This window comes from Rhizobium sp. K102, assembly GCF_022385315.1.
GTDB classification, from domain to species: domain Bacteria; phylum Pseudomonadota; class Alphaproteobacteria; order Rhizobiales; family Rhizobiaceae; genus Rhizobium; species Rhizobium croatiense.
Genome location: NZ_CP092437.1, coordinates 157,708 through 174,839 on the forward strand (window position 1 = coordinate 157,708; position 17,132 = coordinate 174,839).

Sequence of the window (17,132 nt, forward strand, 5' to 3'; positions counted from 1 at the left end):
CATCAACCTTTGACGCTGCCCGCCGTCATTCCGGCGACGACGTAGCGTTGGGCAAAGAGGTAGAAGACGACCGCCGGCAACGTGTAGATGACACCGACCGCCATGACGGAGTGGATAGGCGTGGAAAGTTCGCCCACGAAGCTCGCGAGCCCGACGGAGGCCGTTCGCAGGCTCTCGCTGCTGACGAGGGTCTGGGCGAACACGTATTCGTTCCATCCGTGGAAAAAGGAGATGACCGCTGCGGCTGCCAGCGTCGGCGCGATCAGGGGAACGACGATTCCCAGAACGATGTCGAACCGCGAACATCCGTCCACGCGTGCCGCTTCCTCGATTTCGATTGGAATGCTGTCGATCGCCCCCTTGATGATCCAGGTAATGACGGGAACGACGAAGGCCGTATTCGCGAGCACTAGACCAAGGATGCTGTCGAGCAGGTTCAGGTCGCCGAAGATCGAATAAAGCGGCACGACCAGCATCGCTTCCGGCAGCATCTGGGTCGCAAACAATGCGAAGCCGAGAACGGCAAGACCGGCAAAGCGGAAGCGCGACAAAGCATAGGCCGGCAGCACCGCGAGCAGAATGCTCAATATCGTCGTTCCCGCAGCAACGAGAAAGCTGTTGCGCAGCCACCTGGCGACCGGGATGGTGCTGAAAACCTCGAGGTAAATGCCGATCTGCGACCAGTTCGGCCACAAGCGCGGCGCGTCCGCAAACAATTCCGAAGACGGTGTCATCGAGGTGACGAACATCCAATAGATAGGAAAGGCGGCGAGCCCGAGCATCATCAGAACGGCGATGAGGCGGAAGTGTTGCACATTGCGGAGAGCGTTCATCAGCGCCGCCCCTCTGCTTGTTCGGTCATCCGGGTGACCTTGTAGTAAATCACGGTGATCAGCAGGGCGATCGACAGGCCGATCATCCCCATGGCAGCGGCGCTGCCAAGATCGCGATAGACGAAACCTTGCCTGTAAAGCTCGATCACAAGCGTATTGGTCGCTCCGATCGGGCCTCCCTGGGTCATCAGCCAAATCAGGTCGAAGCGGCGCAGCGACCAGATGGTGACGAAAAGCGTCAGCATCAGAACGGTTGGCTGGATCGTCGGCCAGACGGCCGTCTTGAAGATATTGAAGCGGTCAGCTCCATCGATGACCGCGGCTTCTTTCAATTCATGCGGTACACCCTGCAGCGCGGCAAGAATGACCACCGAAGAGAAGGGGAAAATCTGCCACACCGTCGTCAGCAGAATAGCCGGCAGCGCCAGCTTCGGATCGTCCAGCCAGTTCTCGCCGCTGAGCGGCAGGCCGAGAGCCTCGAGGATATGATTGAAGATGCCGTATTGCGAATTGAAGATCCAGGTGAACACCAGCGCAACGGCAACCGAAGGAGCGGCCCACGGCACGGTAATCAGCGCGCGGGCGACACCGCGCCCGACGAAGGGCGAGTCCAGCAGCAGCGCCGAGCCAAGGCCGATACCGATGGCGAACACCACACAGGCCACCGTATAGATCGCCGTGATCCACAAAACCTTCCAGAGTTCACCGTCCTCGATCAGGAAGGCGTAGTTGTCCGCCCCGACAAAAGGACTGACGCCGGGAGTAAGCAGGTCCGTGGCGGTAAAGCTCAGGTTGAACTGCTGAATCAGCGGATAGAACTGAAACAGAAGCAGGTAGACACCGACCGGTGCCGCAAACAGGTAAGGTGTCCACCGGCTGCCATCGAGCCTGGGCCTGGCGAGATTTGCGCGTTTCATCAAACATTCCCCGATCGGTACATGGTCCGATAGTCGGAGGCTTCACCGGCGTTCGGGAAGCCTCCCGATTCCGCTAGCGCAACACCCGGCGCTCGACGAGTTTTTGAGCGCGATCCATCGCTTCCTTCGGATCGGCGTTTTCCTGAAGGACCTTCAATACCTCCTCGAGCACGATCTGCTGGATTTCCGGCGTCTTACCTTCCTGTCCGATCACGAGTTGGGGCAGCGCGTTCTCCATCTGGCCTTCATAAACTTTCAGCCACGGCTGCTTAGCGAGTTCCTCGGGTGACATGTCGAGCTTCGTGCCGACGCCGGTGCCCATGGCGGCCTGCAGGGACTTTTGGTTTTCGGGCGCATAAGCCCACTTGATGAAGGCGCCGGCGGCATCCTTGTGCTTGGTATTGGCATTGACCACCAGCGCCGTCATGATGAGACCCTGCGCCTTGTCCGGGAATGGCGACGGCGCGGCCGCGAAGGGCAGTTGCGGCGCATTCTGATGGAAGATCGCCGCCACACCGCCATTGTCGACGTTCATGGCAATCTTGCCCTCCCAGAACATCCGGCGGTAGGTGGCCGCGTCAGCGCCACGCGGCGTGACGCCGGCATCGTAGACCTGCTTATAAGCCGTCACACCCCGAATAACGTCCGGGCTGTTGAGCGTCAGCTTGCCGTCCTTATCGCTCCAGCGCCCACCGAAGCCGAAAACGTAGTTGCAGAGATCCTGCCAGAAGCCTGCACGCTCCGCCATCGTGGCGCGATAGGCGTAACCGAATTTGCCGTCCTTGGTCTGGGCCTTGGTTGCAGCCAGGAAGCTGTCGAAATCCGTCGGCGGCGAAGGCACGATGTCTTTGTTGTAAAGCAGCGCATATCCTGTGGTGTCGAACAGCAGGCCGTACCGAACACCCTTCACCTTCATGAACCTGTCCGGCCCCAGGAACTCGTAGCTCTTGTCATCGACGAGACCGTCAAGCGGCAGCAGCCTTCCGGACGGAATGGCAGCAAAAAAGTCCGTCTGATCGAACCGTACGAGATCCGGACCGCCGCCGCCGCCCATCTGGGTGAATACGGTATTGGCAAGGCTCGAGAATGGGATCGCAATCGGCTCGACCTCTACCTCGGCCTGGCTTTCATTGAACCGCTGTATCCAGGCCTTGACCCGGTCGCCTCGACCCGCTTCGGCAAACACCGCCGCCGCGAATGTGATCTTGTCCTTCGCAAAAGCCGGTGCGGATAGCGGAAGCAAACTCAGCGAAATGGCTGCGGCCGCTAGATATTTCATTGAACTCTTCATCGATGGGTCCTCCCTGATATCGATCGGCGCCCTTCTCCAACGCCGATGATAGATCGTAGAATGTCGTGATATTTCACAAAAGTCAACGAGGAAGGAGTTAGTCGGCAATCGCCGACGGACGCTGGCAGCGGCCTTGGTGAATTTCATGGGAGAAGAGCAATGGAGAAATAACGCGAGCCTGGAGGCTGATACCGAAACGCGTGAGAGACTTTCAAACGATATTGCGGGGTCTGTTTTAATTTGGAACGGAATTCAGATTTCAGGGCAGCCCGGCCTAAGACCATGGTTGTTCTAACAGACCGGCGACAGCCTCGAAATGCTGATGGAAGGGGTAGGCTCGGCGCGGGCAGACTGTCGAAGCTCACGTCAGCGCGTTCGAGCCCGGAAATTATCCAGTTCATCGAGCCGCAGGGAATGTGCGGGAGGCAGCGAACAGCAGTGCGGCCACGGGAATATTTTGCCATCCCGGTGGCGGCAGGTTTGCCGGGGGCGCCGGGGTCGGCGCCCCCGGTTAATCACGAAGCCAGAACGCCGCTCTTCTTGGCGGTCCAGGTGGCGATATAGTCCATCAGGCCGGGGTTGAGACAATCGTACGGCTCGATACCGGATGCCTTCAACTGCGCTCTGACGGCGTCCATCTTCGAAGGATCGAAGCCGCTTTCGATGATCGACGACACGAAGGCCGCAAAGCCGGGCTTGGCCCAGCCGCTCTCCTGGAAGCGCTCCGGATGGACGAAGGACAATCCCTGGAAGGGATGTTCGCGCTCGACCGGCCCATACATATGCACGCCGCATTGCTTGCAGGCGTGCCGTTGGATCAAGGCAGCGGGATCGACGACGGCGAGCTTGTCGCCGTTCTCCAGCACCTCGACGCTCTCGGTCGGAGCGACCGCCACGACCGAAAAGACTGCTCCCTCGGGCTTCCAGCACTTGGTGCAGCCGCAGGCGTGATTGTGGGCGATATCGCCCTTGATCCTGACCTTGACGGGACTGCTCGTGCAGTTGCACACGAGCGTCCCGCCTGTGAAAGCAGCGTCAGTCGCTCGAAAGCCTGAATCCACCGCCGGATGAATGGCTATGCTGCTCATTGCTTTTCTCCCTTCCTCCCTGGCCGTTTGCGTTATGCCCGGCCGAGCTCGCTAAAATCAGTTCTCCAACCTCTGCGCGTGCCAGCGCAGATGATCGTCCATGAATGTCGAAATGAAAAAGTAGGAGTGGCCGTAGCCTTCCTGCATGCGAAGCTTGAGGGGAATACCCGCTGCCTCGCAGGCTCGCTGGAGTTCGTCGGGACGCAGCCCATCCTCCAGGAATGAATCCGCCGTCCCCTGGTCGACGAAGAGCTCGGGGAAGCGATGCCCGTCTTCGATCAGCGAGCAGGTGTCATAGGCCCGCCAGGTGTTTTCGTCGGCGCCGAGATATTTCCGCAAGGCCGGTTTCGACCAGCCGGACACCGAGGGGTGGCTGATCGGCGCGAAGGCCGAGCAGCTGCGGAACCGGTCGGGGTTCTTAAGCGCGACCGTGATCGCGCCGTGTCCACCCATCGAGTGGCCGAAGATCCCCTGGCGATTCATGTCGACGGGGAATTCCGCGGCAAGCAGGCGCGGCAGCTCGTCGGTGATGTAGCTGTACATGCGATAGTTCGCCGAAAACGGCGGCTCGGTGGCATCGACGTAAAAGCCGGCGCCCTTGCCGAACTGCCAATTGTCGGGCTCATCAGGAACGTGATCGCCGCGGGGGCTGGTATCCGGGCAGACGACGATCAGCCCGAGTTCGGCGGCAAGCCGCCGATACTCACCCTTGTCCATGACATTGGCATGCGTGCAGGTCAGGCCGGACAGGTACCACAGAACCGGGCGCTTGCCCTCGGCCGCCTGCGGCGGCACGAACACTGCAAAGGTCATGTCGCAGTCACAGGCCTCGGAGCGATTGACATAGACGCCCTGAGTGCCGCCGTAAGACTTGTCGATCGAGATGGTTTTCATGGCTTAGTAGACCACCACGCCGCGGATGCTTTCACCCTTGTGCATCATCTCGAAGCCCTTGTTGATGTCTTCGAGCGGCATGGTGTGGGTGATCATCGGGTCGATCTGGATCTTGCCCTGCATGTACCAGTCGACGATCTTCGGCACGTCGGTGCGGCCGCGTGCGCCGCCGAAGGCGGTGCCCATCCAGTTGCGGCCGGTCACCAGCTGGAACGGACGGGTGGAGATCTCCTGGCCGGCGCCGGCAACGCCGATGATGATCGATTTGCCCCAGCCGCGGTGCGATGCTTCCAGCGCCTGGCGCATCACCTTGGTGTTGCCGGTGCAGTCGAACGTATAGTCGGCGCCGCCGATCAGGTCGCCACCCCGCTTCGTCATGTTGACGAGATAGGGCACGATGTCGTCGCCGACCTCCTTCGGATTGACGAAATGCGTCATGCCGAACTTCTCGCCCCAGGCCTTGCGCTCAGGATTGATGTCGACGCCGATGATCATGTCGGCGCCGGCCAGGCGCAAGCCCTGCAGCACGTTGAGGCCGATGCCGCCGAGACCGAAGACGATGGCGGTGGCGCCGATCTCGACCTTGGCGGTGTTGATCACCGCGCCGATGCCGGTCGTCACGCCGCAGCCGATGTAGCAGATCTTGTCGAAGGGAGCGTCGGGATTGACCTTGGCAAGGGCGATCTCCGGCAGCACGGTGTAATTGGCGAAGGTCGAGCAGCCCATATAGTGGTGGATCTTGTCCTTGCCGATCGAGAAGCGCGAGGTGCCGTCCGGCATCAGCCCCTGGCCCTGGGTCGAGCGGATGGCGGTGCAGAGATTGGTCTTGCGCGACAGGCAGGAATAACATTCGCGGCATTCCGGCGTATAGAGCGGAATGACGTGGTCGCCCTTCTTGACCGAGGTGACACCGGGGCCGACGTCGACGACGATACCGGCACCCTCATGACCGAGAATGGCCGGGAACAGGCCTTCCGGATCGGCGCCCGACAGGGTGAAATCGTCGGTGTGGCAGATGCCGGTCGCCTTGACCTCAACCAGCACTTCGCCGGCCTTCGGGCCGTCGAGCTGCACGGTCATCACTTCCAGCGGTTTTCCGGCCTGCGTGGCCACGGCGGCGCGTACGTCCATTTGATAATCCTCCTGTTAATTCAATTTCGGTTGTTAAATATGCGGAGATACGACCGAGAGATCGAAACGATCCACTTCGGCCTCACCTCGTTCATCCCGGCTCGACCTGACACCACACCGCAAGAAGCGGCTGGGCCGTACACCTTATCGCAAAGGATTGCCCGGCATCATTCGCGAAGACCGTACCGGTCGCGGCAGAAAACCACTGGGAATCGCCAAGGCAGATTTCTCCCGGCGAAAGCAGAATGAAGGCGCGCGGCTGCGTCTGAACATGATCGGGGAAGCGGGTGTAGCGATCCATGTAGATCACGCCGACCCGGAGATCGGCGCGCTCTTCCATGCCGCCAGGGCCGACCAGAACCGCATGGGAGTGAGTATTGCCGAAGTTCAGGCTTGCAAACGGGCCAGTGCGGCCGCGTCTCCACACCAGCCTGCCGGCGAGACTGTTGAACTGATCGGCGATTGCCTCGTATTTCCGCCCGGATTTCGCCAGATAGCTGACGGCGTCATTCAGCCCTTCGGGCACCCCCGGGAGAGGGCTTCCTTCCGGGCGCACCTTGCCTGTCTTGAGCAGTCTTTGAAGGACCTTTCCGGCAACAAAACTGGCAACGGCGGGAGCGTCGGCCGACAGCATCAGCCCACCGATATCGTTGAGAAACTCCTGCAGCGGCTGGGGACGCCTTTCCCTTCCGATGTCGTGCAGCCGGATATAAGCCGGCTTTTCGTCATCGTTCAGGAGAAGGTCAGCACCAGGTCTGATTGGACGTCCCACCACGCGCACCACGTTCGATCTCCCGTTAAAGCGCCTTTTCCAATTCCGGCAGTGCGTCGAAGAGATCGGCGACGAGGCCGTAGTCGGCGACCTGGAAGATCGGCGCCTCCTCGTCCTTGTTGATGGCGACGATCACCTTACTGTCCTTCATGCCGGCCAGATGCTGGATCGCCCCGGAGATGCCGGCGGCGATATAGAGATCGGGCGCTACCACCTTGCCGGTCTGGCCGACCTGCCAGTCGTTCGGCGCATAACCGGCATCGACGGCGGCACGGCTGGCGCCGACGGCAGCCCCGAGCTTGTCGGCAACCGGCAGGATGACCTCCTTGAACTTCTCGGCCGAGCCGAGCGCCCGGCCGCCGGAGATGATGATCTTCGCCGAGGTCAGTTCCGGACGGTCGGAGGCCGACAGCGCATCGGCGACGAAGCGCGACAGACCCGGATCGGAGATCGCTGCGATCGCCTCCACCGTTGCCGAACCGCCTTCCGCGGCGGAGGCAAACGAGGCGGTGCGCACGGTGATCACCTTCTTGGCATCGCTTGCCTGCACCGTCTGGATGGCATTGCCGGCATAGATCGGCCGCTTGAAGGTATCGGGGCTGACGACCTCGATGATCTCCGAGACCTGGGCGACATCGATGAGGGCAGCGACGCGCGGCAGCACCGTCTTGCCGACCGAGGTGGCGGCAGACAGGATCGCGTCGTAGGAACCGGCGAGCGAGACGATCAGATCGGCCAGCGGTTCGGCGAGATTGTTGGCAAGCGCGTCGCTTTCGGCCAGCAGCACCTTGGTCACACCGGAAAGCTTGGCAGCCTGATCGGCCGCCGCCTTGGCGGCCTTGCCGGCGACCAGGATGTGCACATCGGAGCCGATCTGGCTTGCCGCCGTCAGCGCCTTGGCGGTCTGGTCGGAGAGGTGATTGCCGTCATGGTCGGCCAGAAGAAGAATGGTCATGATCGTGTTCTCTCTTTCCTGGCTTACAGCACGCCGGCTTCGTTTTTGAGCTTGTCGACCAGTTCGGCGACCGACTTGACCTTGACGCCGGCCTTGCGGCCGGACGGCTCCTCGGTCTTCAAGATCTTCAGCCGCGGCGTCGTGTCGACACCGAAATCGGCCGGGCTCTTCTTGTCGAGCGGCTTCTTCTTCGCCTTCATGATGTTCGGCAGCGAGGCATAACGCGGCTCGTTCAGGCGCAAGTCGGTGGTCACAACCGCCGGCAGCTTGATCTCGATCGTCTGCAGGCCGCCATCGACCTCGCGGGTGACCTCAGCCTTGCCGTCACCGATCTCGATCTTCGAGGCGAAAGTTGCCTGGGCCGAACCGAGCAATGCCGCCAGCATCTGGCCGGTCTGGTTGGAATCGTCGTCGATTGCCTGCTTGCCTGATATGATCAGCCCCGGCTGTTCGGCATCGGCGACCGCTTTGAGGATCTTGGCGACGGCGAGCGGCTCGACTTGATCGTCGGTCTCGACCAGGATCGCCCGGTCGGCACCCATGGCGAGCGCCGTGCGCAGCGTCTCCTCGGCCTTGGCCGGGCCGATCGAGACGACCACCACTTCTTCCGCCTTGCCGGCTTCCTTCAGCCGCAGCGCCTCTTCCACCGAGATCTCGTCGAACGGGTTCATCGACATCTTCACATTGGCAAGCTCGACACCCGAACCATCCGGCTTCACCCGGATCTTCACGTTGTAGTCGACAACCCGTTTGACGGGCACGAGAATCTTCATTTGCAATCCCCTTTGTTATTCCGAATGTTGGGCCCTTACAGCGCCGGCGTCTTGCCAGACAAGCTAAGGACACCGCGAGACCTGTGCCTTGCGCTAGTGCGGCCGATCAGAAAGCAATGCCCAGAGGGCAAAGAGCGGTGTGTCGACCGACCTCATGGCGTGTTTGATCCCTGGGATATTATAGAACGATCCGCCGATGCCAGGCGAAAACCAGTTCCCCTCCCCCTGCTTGAACTCCCCCTCGGAAAGCACGAGATAGACCTCCTCCGGCGCATGATCATGATTGGGATAGCGCACATGCGGCGCCATCAACGTCACTCCGAGCCACAGGTCGCTCCGCTCCTCCAATCCGCCGGGGCCGATGATCATCGCATTGGCATGCCAATCGGCAAAATTGTCGCTGGCGGAGTGGTCATACTTGGTGCGCCGACGCCATTCAAGCATTGGCTCGATGCCTTTGAACGCCTCGACCAATCGCCCCAGCGAAGGATCATAGGAGGTATCAATCGCGAGCGCCACATCAAGGTGAGCGCAGACCGGCAACCGGCTCCCGTCCCCCGCCCGTCTGGCCCCCGGCTGCTCCAGCCTTGCGAGAAACTGCCGGATCGAGCGCCGGGCTTCCGGGGCCGTCGCAAACCTCTGGAAAGCCTGAGACGCTGCGTCCAGGAAAAGCTGCAGGCTCTCCCCGCGTAAACTCATGCCATCCCCTCCCTAAAACAGGACGATTTTAGCCCGGCCAGCCAGTGGCCTCTCCTGCAATCATATATCTTTCGCGAGACGCAGGCCGTCATAGACCGCGGCATGCGTGTTGCGCGCAGCGACAGCGTCGCCGATCCGGAACAGCTGGAATTTGCCCTCGGGATTGCGAACGACCGACTGCGGTTCGCCGGCCAGAAGCTGGTCGTGCGACATCTCGCCGAAGTTGCTCGAATTGGGCTTCAGTTCGAAATAGAGCTCATCGAGCGGAATGGTCCCGTGATTGACGATGATCTGATCGTAGCTGCTCTGCTTGGCAATCCCGCCGTAATCGCTGCCGACATGGGCGACGAGTTGATTGCCGCTCTTCTCGACCGCCTCCAGGCGATAGGTGACGGTGAAGGTCACGTCATGCTTCTGAAGGGAGCGCATATAGGGCACGAGGTTCATCGCCATAACCTCCGGTGCGAAGGACCGGTCGGGCGTCATGATCTCGACCTTGGCGCCCGCCTTGGCGAGAAATTCCGCCGCCTGAAGGCCGGCATGGTCGCCGGCATCGTCGAAAATCAGGACGTTGGTGCCGGGCTTCACGTCGCCGGAGATGATGTCCCATGAGGAGACCACCAGCTCATTGCCTCTCGAAAGAACTTCGGTATGCGGCAGGCCGCCGGTCGCGATAATGACGACATCGGGGTTTTCGGCTTCGATCGTGTCGGCTTCCGCCCAGGTGTTGAAGTGGAAGGTCACGTCGTATTTATCGCACTGGCTCATGCGCCAGTCGATGATGCTGATCATCTCCCTGCGGCGTTCGCTCTGCGCCGTGAGGCGGATCTGGCCGCCGGGATTGTTCGCCGCCTCGAAAACGACGACCTTGTGGCCGCGCTCCCCGGCGACCCGCGCCGCCTCAAGACCGGCCGGACCGGCGCCGACGATAACGACCTTTTTCTTCACATCCGCCTTGGCCAGGATATGCGGCATGGTCAGCTCGCGGCCGGTGGCGGCATTGTGGATGCAGTAGGCGGCTCCGCCCTGGTAGATGCGGTCGAGACAGTAATTGGCGCCGACGCAGGGCCGAATTTCCTCTTCCCGCTTTTCGATAATCTTGCGGACGATGTGCGGGTCGGTCATGTGGGCGCGGGTCATGCCGACCATGTCGACCTTGCCGGCCGCGATCGCATGGCGCGCCGTGGCGACATCGGGGATTTTCGCCGCATGAAAGGTCGGAAAATCGGTCGCGGCGCGAATTTCGCCGGCGAAATCGAGGTGCGGGGAATTCGCCATTCCCTGGATCGGGATCACGTCTGTCAGACCGGCGTCGGTATCGATGTGGCCTCGGATCACGTTCAGGTAATCGATGAGGCCGCTCTCCTTCAACCGCCTGGAGATTTCGATGCCTTCGGCCTTGCCCGTGCCGCCGGGAAGACATTCGTCGGCCGTATAGCGCAGGCCGAGAATGAAATCGTCGCCCACCCTTTTCCGGATCGCCTTGAACACGTCGAAACAGAAGCGCAGACGGTTGTCGAGCGAACCGCCATAGAGGCCATCGAGCTCATTGGTGAGCGGAGACACGAACTGGTCGATCAGGTGACCGTAGGCCTCGAGTTCGACACCATCCATGCCGCCGGCCTTCATGCGCTCCGCGGCATCGGCAAAATCCTTGATGATGCGCTCGATATCCCAGTCTTCCACCTTCTTCGGGAAGGCGCGGTGGGAAGCCTCGCGATGATGCGACGGCGCCACAACCGGCAGCCAATCGCCCTTGTCCCAGCGCGTGCGCCGGCCGAGATGGGTGAGCTGGATCATGATCGCCGCCCCCTCTTCGTGCACCGCATCGGTCATTTCCCTGATCCAGGGGACGATCTCGTCCTTATAGGCGAGGAGGTTGTTGAACACCGGCGGACTGTCCTTGGAGACGGCCGCCGAACCCGCCGTCATCGTCAGGGCCACGCCGCCCTTTGCCCGCTCTACCGTATAGGCGCGATACTTTTCCTTCGGCATACCGTCTTCCGGATAGGCCGGCTCGTGAGAGGTCACGATGATACGGTTGCGCAGCTTCAGATGCTTGAGCTGGTAAGGCTGAAGGAGAGGATCATTCGACATGGGCCGTGGTTCCGGATTAAAAACGACGAGGGAACGCTATTCGCAATGTACACAGGTGTCAACGTGGAAAACAGCGAAGTCATTGGTATAGACACATATGTACATTTTTCTTGTGCGCCGCCTCGTAATTTGATAGGAGAGAATCCATGGATCAGGCTTTGAATGACACTGGCCGGCGCGGATCGCAGGAGGGATGGCTGGAAGCAGCCTACCACTCCCTGCTCGAGTTGGGCGTTGACTCAGTGAAAATTCTGCCCTTGGCGAAGAAGCTCAATCTGTCGCGGACGAGCTTCTACTGGTTCTTCAAGGATCGAGAGGAACTGTTGAGCGCATTGGTGGCGCGGTGGCGCGACAAAAACACCGGCAACATCATCAAGCAATCCGAGGCTTACGCGGAATCGCTCGCCGAGGCGATGCTTAACGTCTTCGATTGCTGGCTCAACACCGATCTCTTCGACGCGAAATTCGAGTTCGCCATCCGCAGCTGGGCGCTGCAGTCGGACGAGCTTTTGGCCGAGGTTCAGCAGGCCGACCAGATCCGGCTGGAGGCGTTGAAGCGCATGTTTATGCGGTTCGGGATACCAGAAACGACATCGGATGTCAGAGCGCGAACAACATACCTCGTGCAGATCGGGTACATCTCCATGCAGTCGAGGGAGGATATCGCCGTCCGCATGAAACGGATTCCGGAGTATATTGCGATCTACACGGGCGAAGTGCCGCAGCAGAGGGAGCTTGACCGCTTCTTCTCTCGGCATGGCTATAGGCCCAGTTAGAGGAAGGCCGGAGATGAGCGTTTCCTTGAGGATCGGCATAATCGGTGGCGGCGGCTGGCTTGGCGGGGCAATCGCCGGCTCGATCATTGATGCCGGCCTGGTCGATTCTCGAAATCTTTGCCTCTCCTATCGCGGCGAGCAGCCGCGCCGTTTCCCGACCTCCTCCTGGACTTCGGATAATCAGGCGCTTGCCGACCGCTCCGACGTGATCATTCTCTCCGTCCGCCCCGGTGACTGGCATGGCCTGAGGGTCGATGCCGGCGGCAAACTGGTCCTCTCAGTCATGGCGGGCATCCGACTGGACGCCCTCTCAGAACGCCATAACACGGGTCGCGTCGTCCGCGCGCTGCCGAACGCCGCCGCCGAAGTGGCCAGATCCTATACGCCCTGGATCGGCGCGAGCGGTGTCACGGCAGATGACCGGGCCATTGTCGGCGCCATTTTCGAGGCTTGCGGGTCACAGGACGAAGTCGCAAGCGAAAGCGACATCGACTACCTCACGGGCCTTTCCGGATCCGGTCCGGCATTTCCGGCACTGCTCGCTGCCGCCATGATGAGCGACGCCGTCGCCCATGGCCTTTCGGCACAGATTGCGCGGCGCGCCGTCAATACGGTGCTGGTCGGCGCCGGCCACCTGCTGGAACGTCGCGACGAATCTCCTGACGATACCATTGCGGCCTTTCTCGACTATCGCGGCACCACCGCGGCAGCGATCGAAGGCATGCGCGACGCCGGGTTCGACGCTGCGGTGGCAGATGGACTATCGGCAGCATTCAAGAAATCGGTGAGTATGGGAGACGCTTCCTGACGACCGTTGAGGGTGGGTACTGCGGCACCCCACCTGGCTAGATCAGCCGCTAACTAGAGGGAACTAGAATGAAGAAACTACTCGCATCGACATGTTTGACGTTCGGCCTGCTCGGCGGCGCGTCTTTTGCCAGCGCCGCAGAATGCGGCACCGTCACCATCGCCAGCATGAACTGGCAGAGCGCCGAAGTTCTCTCCAACCTGGACAAGTTCATCCTGAACGAAGGTTACGGCTGCAGCGCCGACATCACCGTCGGCGACACCGTCCCGACGATCACGTCCATGGCCGAAAAGGGTCAGCCTGATATCGCTCCTGAAGCCTGGATCGATCTGCTGCCTGATGTCGTCAAGAAGGGCACGGAAGAAGGCCGCATCGTGCAGGTCGGCTCGCCGCTGCCGGACGGCGGCGTGCAGGGCTGGTGGATTCCGAAATATGTCGCCGACGCCCATCCCGACATCAAGAGCATCGGCGACGTGCTGAAGCATCCGGAACTCTTCCCTGATCCGGAGGACCCGAAGAAGGGGGCCATCGTCAACGGCCCGCAGGGCTGGGGCGGCACGGTCGTCACCTCGCAACTCTATAAGGCGTTCGGAGCCGAGAAGGCGGGCTTCACCCTCGTCGACACCGGCTCTGCCGCCGGTCTCGACGGTTCGATCGCCAAGGCCTACGAGCGCAAGGAAGGCTGGGTCGGCTACTACTGGGCGCCGACCGCGCTGCTCGGCAAGTATCAGATGGTCAAGCTTGAAGCCGGGGTGCCGGAGGATGCCGCCGAATGGAAGCGCTGCATCACCGTTGCCGACTGCCCCGATCCGAAGCCGGCGGCCTGGCCCGTCGATCACGTCGTGACCCTCGTCGCAAAGCCCTTTTCTGAAAAGGTCGGCCCCGAGGTCATGGATTATCTGAAGAAGCGTTCCTGGAGCAACGACACGGTCAACAAGCTGATGTCGTGGATGACCGACAACCAGGCGACCGGCGAAGACGGTGCCAAGCACTTCCTGAAAGAAAACAAGGACATCTGGACCAAGTGGGTCTCGCCGGAGGCAGCCGCGAAGATCGAAGCTGCTCTCTAAAGCCAAAAATTGCGGTGCGCGAAAAGCGCACCGCTTCTCACGCGCCGACAAAATCAAAAAGACTGCCACGGCTGTTTGATGAAAGGGGAACCGAGATGGAATGGTTTTACAAATTCCCGCACATGAACGATGACGCGCTTCGGAATTTGAAGAAGGCGATCGATGACGGCTTTCGCGGATTTACCCGCAGCTATGGCGACGGCATCGAAAGCCTGTTCGTGCCGCTGCAGCATTTCCTTATCGCCGCCGAGCGCTTCATGACGCAGACACCGTGGCCGATCATCACCGCGATCATTCTGGCCATCGCCTGGTTTGGCAGCCGCAGCCTGAAGATTGTCGCCGGCTGTCTGGTGACGCTGATGCTGATCGGCTATTTCGACATGTGGGACGATACAATGCGGACGGTCTCGATGATCTTCGTCTGCACGGTTCTGTCCATCGCCATCGGGATTCCGATGGGAATCCTGATGGCCCGCTCCGACCGGCTGCAGCGGATCGTCAATCCGATCCTCGACGTCATGCAGACGATGCCGAGCTTCGTCTATCTCATTCCCGTCGTCATGCTGCTCGGCATCGGCAAGGTGCCCGGCCTGATCGCCGTCGTCATCTACGCCATCCCGCCGATGATCCGCCTGACCGATCTCGGCATCCGGCTTGTCGACAAGGACGTGCTCGAAGCCGCTGACGCCTTCGGCACCTCGCGGTCGCAGAAGCTGTTCAAGGTGCAGCTGCCGCTGGCGCTGCCGACCATCATGGCCGGCATCAACCAGACGATCATGATGGCGCTCGCCATGGTGGTCATCGCCTCGATGATCGGCGTCCAGGGCCTCGGCCAGCCGGTGCTGAAAGCGATCGCCAACCAGTACTTCACGCTGGGCATTTTCAACGGCCTTGCCATCGTCGGTATCGCCATCATCTTCGACCGGGTCAGCCAGGCGTATGGCAAAAGGCTCCAGAAGCATCGGGAGACCGTCCATGGCTGAGCAGCATTTCGGCGGCATCAAGATCCGCCACCTCTACAAGATCTTCGGCCCCAACCCCGCCGCCCATGTCGAGGCGGTGCAGAAGGGCCTGACGAAGACCGAGCTCAACCAGAAGCACGGACACGTGCTCGGCCTCCGGGATATCAATATCGAGATCCCCTCCGGCTGCATCCAGGTCGTCATGGGCCTTTCGGGTTCGGGCAAATCGACGCTGATCCGCCATATCAATCGGCTGATCGACCCGACGTCCGGCGAAGTGCTGGTCGACGGCGTCGACGTCGTGAAGATGAACGAGATCGATTTGCGAACGTTCCGCCGGCAGCAGACGGCGATGGTGTTCCAGAAGTTTGCGCTGCTGCCGCACCGCAACGTCCTCGACAACACCATCTTCGGCCTCGAAGTACAGGGCATGGAGCGGGCGAAAGCCATCGACATCGCCATGCGCTGGCTGGAGCGGGTCGGGCTCAAAGGCTTCGAGCAGCGCTATCCCAACCAGCTTTCCGGCGGCATGCAGCAGCGTGTCGGGCTGGCGCGGGCGCTTGCCAACGATGCGCCGGTGCTTCTGATGGACGAGGCCTATTCGGCCCTCGACCCGCTGATCCGCACGGATATGCAGACGGTGCTTCTCGACATCCAGAAGGAAATCAAGAAGACCATCGTCTTCATCACCCACGATCTCGACGAGGCGCTGCGCCTCGGCGACCAGATCGCCATCCTGCGCGACGGCGAAGTCATCCAGCAGGGCACCAGCCAGGACATCGTGCTGCGCCCGGCCGACGAATACATCGCCAACTTCGTCAAGGAAGTGAACCGGGGACGGGTCGTCCATGTCGAAGCCGTCATGACGCCGCTGCATTCCGCCGCACCCGGTGGATTGACGATCGTATCGGGGACGACGGTCGAAGAGGCCGTCCGCATGCTGGCCGCCACGCCGGACGACGATGCCAGGGTGGTGTCGCCGTCGGGGGAAACCCTGGGGCTCGTCACCTTCCGTCAGCTCGCCGGCGCGATGGTGAATTCGCAGGAGGTCGCTGCCCGACGCGAGAATACCCTTTCGGTCGCGCTCTGACGCTCCGCGCGCGGCCTCTTTCGGGTTGGCCGGCGACACCGAGTTTCGGTGCCTCGCCGCGCCACTCCAACCGGCAAGCCGGTTGTCTGAGACATTACGATGTCGAAACTTTTTCCGCGTCTGTTTTCGCCCGTCAGCCTGCGCAGGCACAGCTTGCGCAATCGGATCGTCTTCGGGCGCATACGGCAAACATGGCCAGGGACGGCGTGCCGGGTGACTAGCACGTCGCCTATTATGGCGAACGCGCCATCGGCGGCGCGTTGTGACGATGCTTCACCCGATCCCTTGATCGGCGCGGACGTACCGCTTCGCCGTACCTTGAAGAGGCTCGGAGTCAAGTGGCTGCTGGAGATCAGCGTGCTGGAATGGCACGGCAATGGCGTCACCTAGCTCGAGTTCGCATTGGATCTCTGATGCGCAGCGGCGAAGACGGGAGAGCGGAGCGCCGGCCTGTACATTTTGCGCAGGACCAGTCCAGACTGCGTCGCGAAAAGCCGATCGACCGACAATATCGACGCGCGACAATTGCTCCATTGCAGCGGAACACTAAAGTAACCGTGACCGAGGCCATGATGGTCTACGGTCTGAAAGCCAAACCCCTCTATCGATCACCCCAAATGATTGGAGGGGCTGCATCCATACGCACCCCATCCCGTGCGTATGCAAACTGCCTGTCAGCCTGCCGAAGGCTATCTCGAGCGGTCCACTTTAGAACCTTCGGCAGGCGACTTTTGCATGGCGCATTAAAGCGCGCCGTCTGTGCAAGCTGGCTAATCGTTTCATCATCGGATTACCATGAAAAACAGCAGCGCCAAGGCTTGCCAAGTGCTGCCGGCTCTGTCAGTTCCTGCCGACCGGCCAGGAAAGTCCGACCAATGGGCATTATCGATAAAACATTCGAAATCTTCGCTTTTCCGGCACCTGCCAGTTTCGGTCTCGACTCGAATTCGCCTGGCCGAACACCTTTCGACGCCCG

General features: G+C 61.1%; 16 protein-coding genes. 5 read left to right on the forward strand and 11 right to left on the reverse strand.

Annotated elements, in window-relative coordinates:
* Positions 1-2: 2 nt before the first annotated feature.
* From MHI61_RS28230 to MHI61_RS28280, 11 genes are all read right to left on the reverse strand, one after another.
* Complete coding sequence (locus tag MHI61_RS28230) at positions 3-833, reverse strand: carbohydrate ABC transporter permease (protein WP_239793278.1); 831 nt, start codon at positions 831-833, stop codon at positions 3-5.
* Positions 833-1,750, reverse strand: a complete 918-nt coding sequence (locus MHI61_RS28235; RefSeq protein ID WP_239793279.1) for a sugar ABC transporter permease — start codon at positions 1,748-1,750, stop codon at positions 833-835. Before MHI61_RS28235 ends, MHI61_RS28230 begins: the two co-directional genes overlap by 1 nt.
* Positions 1,751-1,823: 73 nt before the next feature.
* Positions 1,824-3,041 (reverse strand): sugar ABC transporter substrate-binding protein, encoded by a 1,218-nt coding sequence (locus MHI61_RS28240; protein WP_239793280.1) that lies wholly within the window; start codon positions 3,039-3,041, stop codon positions 1,824-1,826.
* Between the two features lie 515 nt (positions 3,042-3,556).
* Positions 3,557-4,129, reverse strand: a complete 573-nt coding sequence (gene gfa, locus MHI61_RS28245) for an S-(hydroxymethyl)glutathione synthase (RefSeq protein ID WP_239793281.1) — start codon at positions 4,127-4,129, stop codon at positions 3,557-3,559.
* Between the two features lie 57 nt (positions 4,130-4,186).
* Positions 4,187-5,023 (reverse strand): S-formylglutathione hydrolase, encoded by an 837-nt coding sequence (gene fghA / locus MHI61_RS28250; protein ID WP_239793282.1) that lies wholly within the window; start codon positions 5,021-5,023, stop codon positions 4,187-4,189.
* A gap of 3 nt (positions 5,024-5,026) precedes the next feature.
* Positions 5,027-6,154, reverse strand: a complete 1,128-nt coding sequence (locus MHI61_RS28255) for an S-(hydroxymethyl)glutathione dehydrogenase/class III alcohol dehydrogenase (protein WP_239792215.1) — start codon at positions 6,152-6,154, stop codon at positions 5,027-5,029.
* A gap of 91 nt (positions 6,155-6,245) precedes the next feature.
* Positions 6,246-6,938 (reverse strand): dimethylsulfonioproprionate lyase family protein, encoded by a 693-nt coding sequence (locus MHI61_RS28260; RefSeq protein WP_239793283.1) that lies wholly within the window; start codon positions 6,936-6,938, stop codon positions 6,246-6,248.
* Positions 6,939-6,951: 13 nt separating this feature from the next.
* Positions 6,952-7,881: an electron transfer flavoprotein subunit alpha/FixB family protein gene (locus MHI61_RS28265; protein WP_239793236.1), complete on the reverse strand. Its 930-nt coding sequence runs from the start codon at positions 7,879-7,881 to the stop codon at positions 6,952-6,954.
* 23 nt (positions 7,882-7,904) lie between these two features.
* A complete protein-coding gene (locus MHI61_RS28270; protein WP_239793235.1) occupies positions 7,905-8,654 on the reverse strand; it encodes an electron transfer flavoprotein subunit beta/FixA family protein in 750 nt (249 codons plus the stop codon).
* Positions 8,655-8,747: 93 nt separating this feature from the next.
* Positions 8,748-9,353 carry a dimethylsulfoniopropionate lyase gene (locus MHI61_RS28275; RefSeq protein WP_239793284.1) on the reverse strand — a complete coding sequence of 202 codons (606 nt, stop codon included), beginning with the start codon at positions 9,351-9,353 and terminating at the stop codon, positions 8,748-8,750.
* 60 nt (positions 9,354-9,413) lie between these two features.
* Positions 9,414-11,450, reverse strand: coding sequence for an NADH:flavin oxidoreductase (locus MHI61_RS28280; RefSeq protein ID WP_239793285.1), 2,037 nt, complete (start codon positions 11,448-11,450; stop codon positions 9,414-9,416).
* Positions 11,451-11,596: 146 nt separating this feature from the next.
* On the opposite strand from MHI61_RS28280, the gene MHI61_RS28285 reads away from it, so the two are divergent.
* The 5 genes from MHI61_RS28285 (at position 11,597) to MHI61_RS28305 (ending at position 16,156) form a co-directional block, all read left to right on the forward strand.
* On the forward strand, positions 11,597-12,226 hold the full coding sequence (locus tag MHI61_RS28285) for a TetR/AcrR family transcriptional regulator (protein WP_239793286.1): 630 nt from the start codon (positions 11,597-11,599) through the stop codon (positions 12,224-12,226).
* 13 nt (positions 12,227-12,239) lie between these two features.
* Complete coding sequence (locus MHI61_RS28290; protein WP_239793287.1) at positions 12,240-13,034, forward strand: pyrroline-5-carboxylate reductase dimerization domain-containing protein; 795 nt, start codon at positions 12,240-12,242, stop codon at positions 13,032-13,034.
* Positions 13,035-13,102: 68 nt separating this feature from the next.
* Positions 13,103-14,104: an ABC transporter substrate-binding protein gene (locus MHI61_RS28295; RefSeq protein ID WP_239793288.1), complete on the forward strand. Its 1,002-nt coding sequence runs from the start codon at positions 13,103-13,105 to the stop codon at positions 14,102-14,104.
* A gap of 95 nt (positions 14,105-14,199) precedes the next feature.
* A complete protein-coding gene (locus MHI61_RS28300) occupies positions 14,200-15,087 on the forward strand; it encodes a proline/glycine betaine ABC transporter permease (protein ID WP_239793289.1) in 888 nt (295 codons plus the stop codon).
* Positions 15,080-16,156, forward strand: coding sequence for a glycine betaine/L-proline ABC transporter ATP-binding protein (locus MHI61_RS28305; RefSeq protein WP_239793290.1), 1,077 nt, complete (start codon positions 15,080-15,082; stop codon positions 16,154-16,156). The genes MHI61_RS28300 and MHI61_RS28305 overlap by 8 nt, the downstream gene beginning before the upstream one ends.
* Positions 16,157-17,132 lie beyond the last annotated feature (976 nt).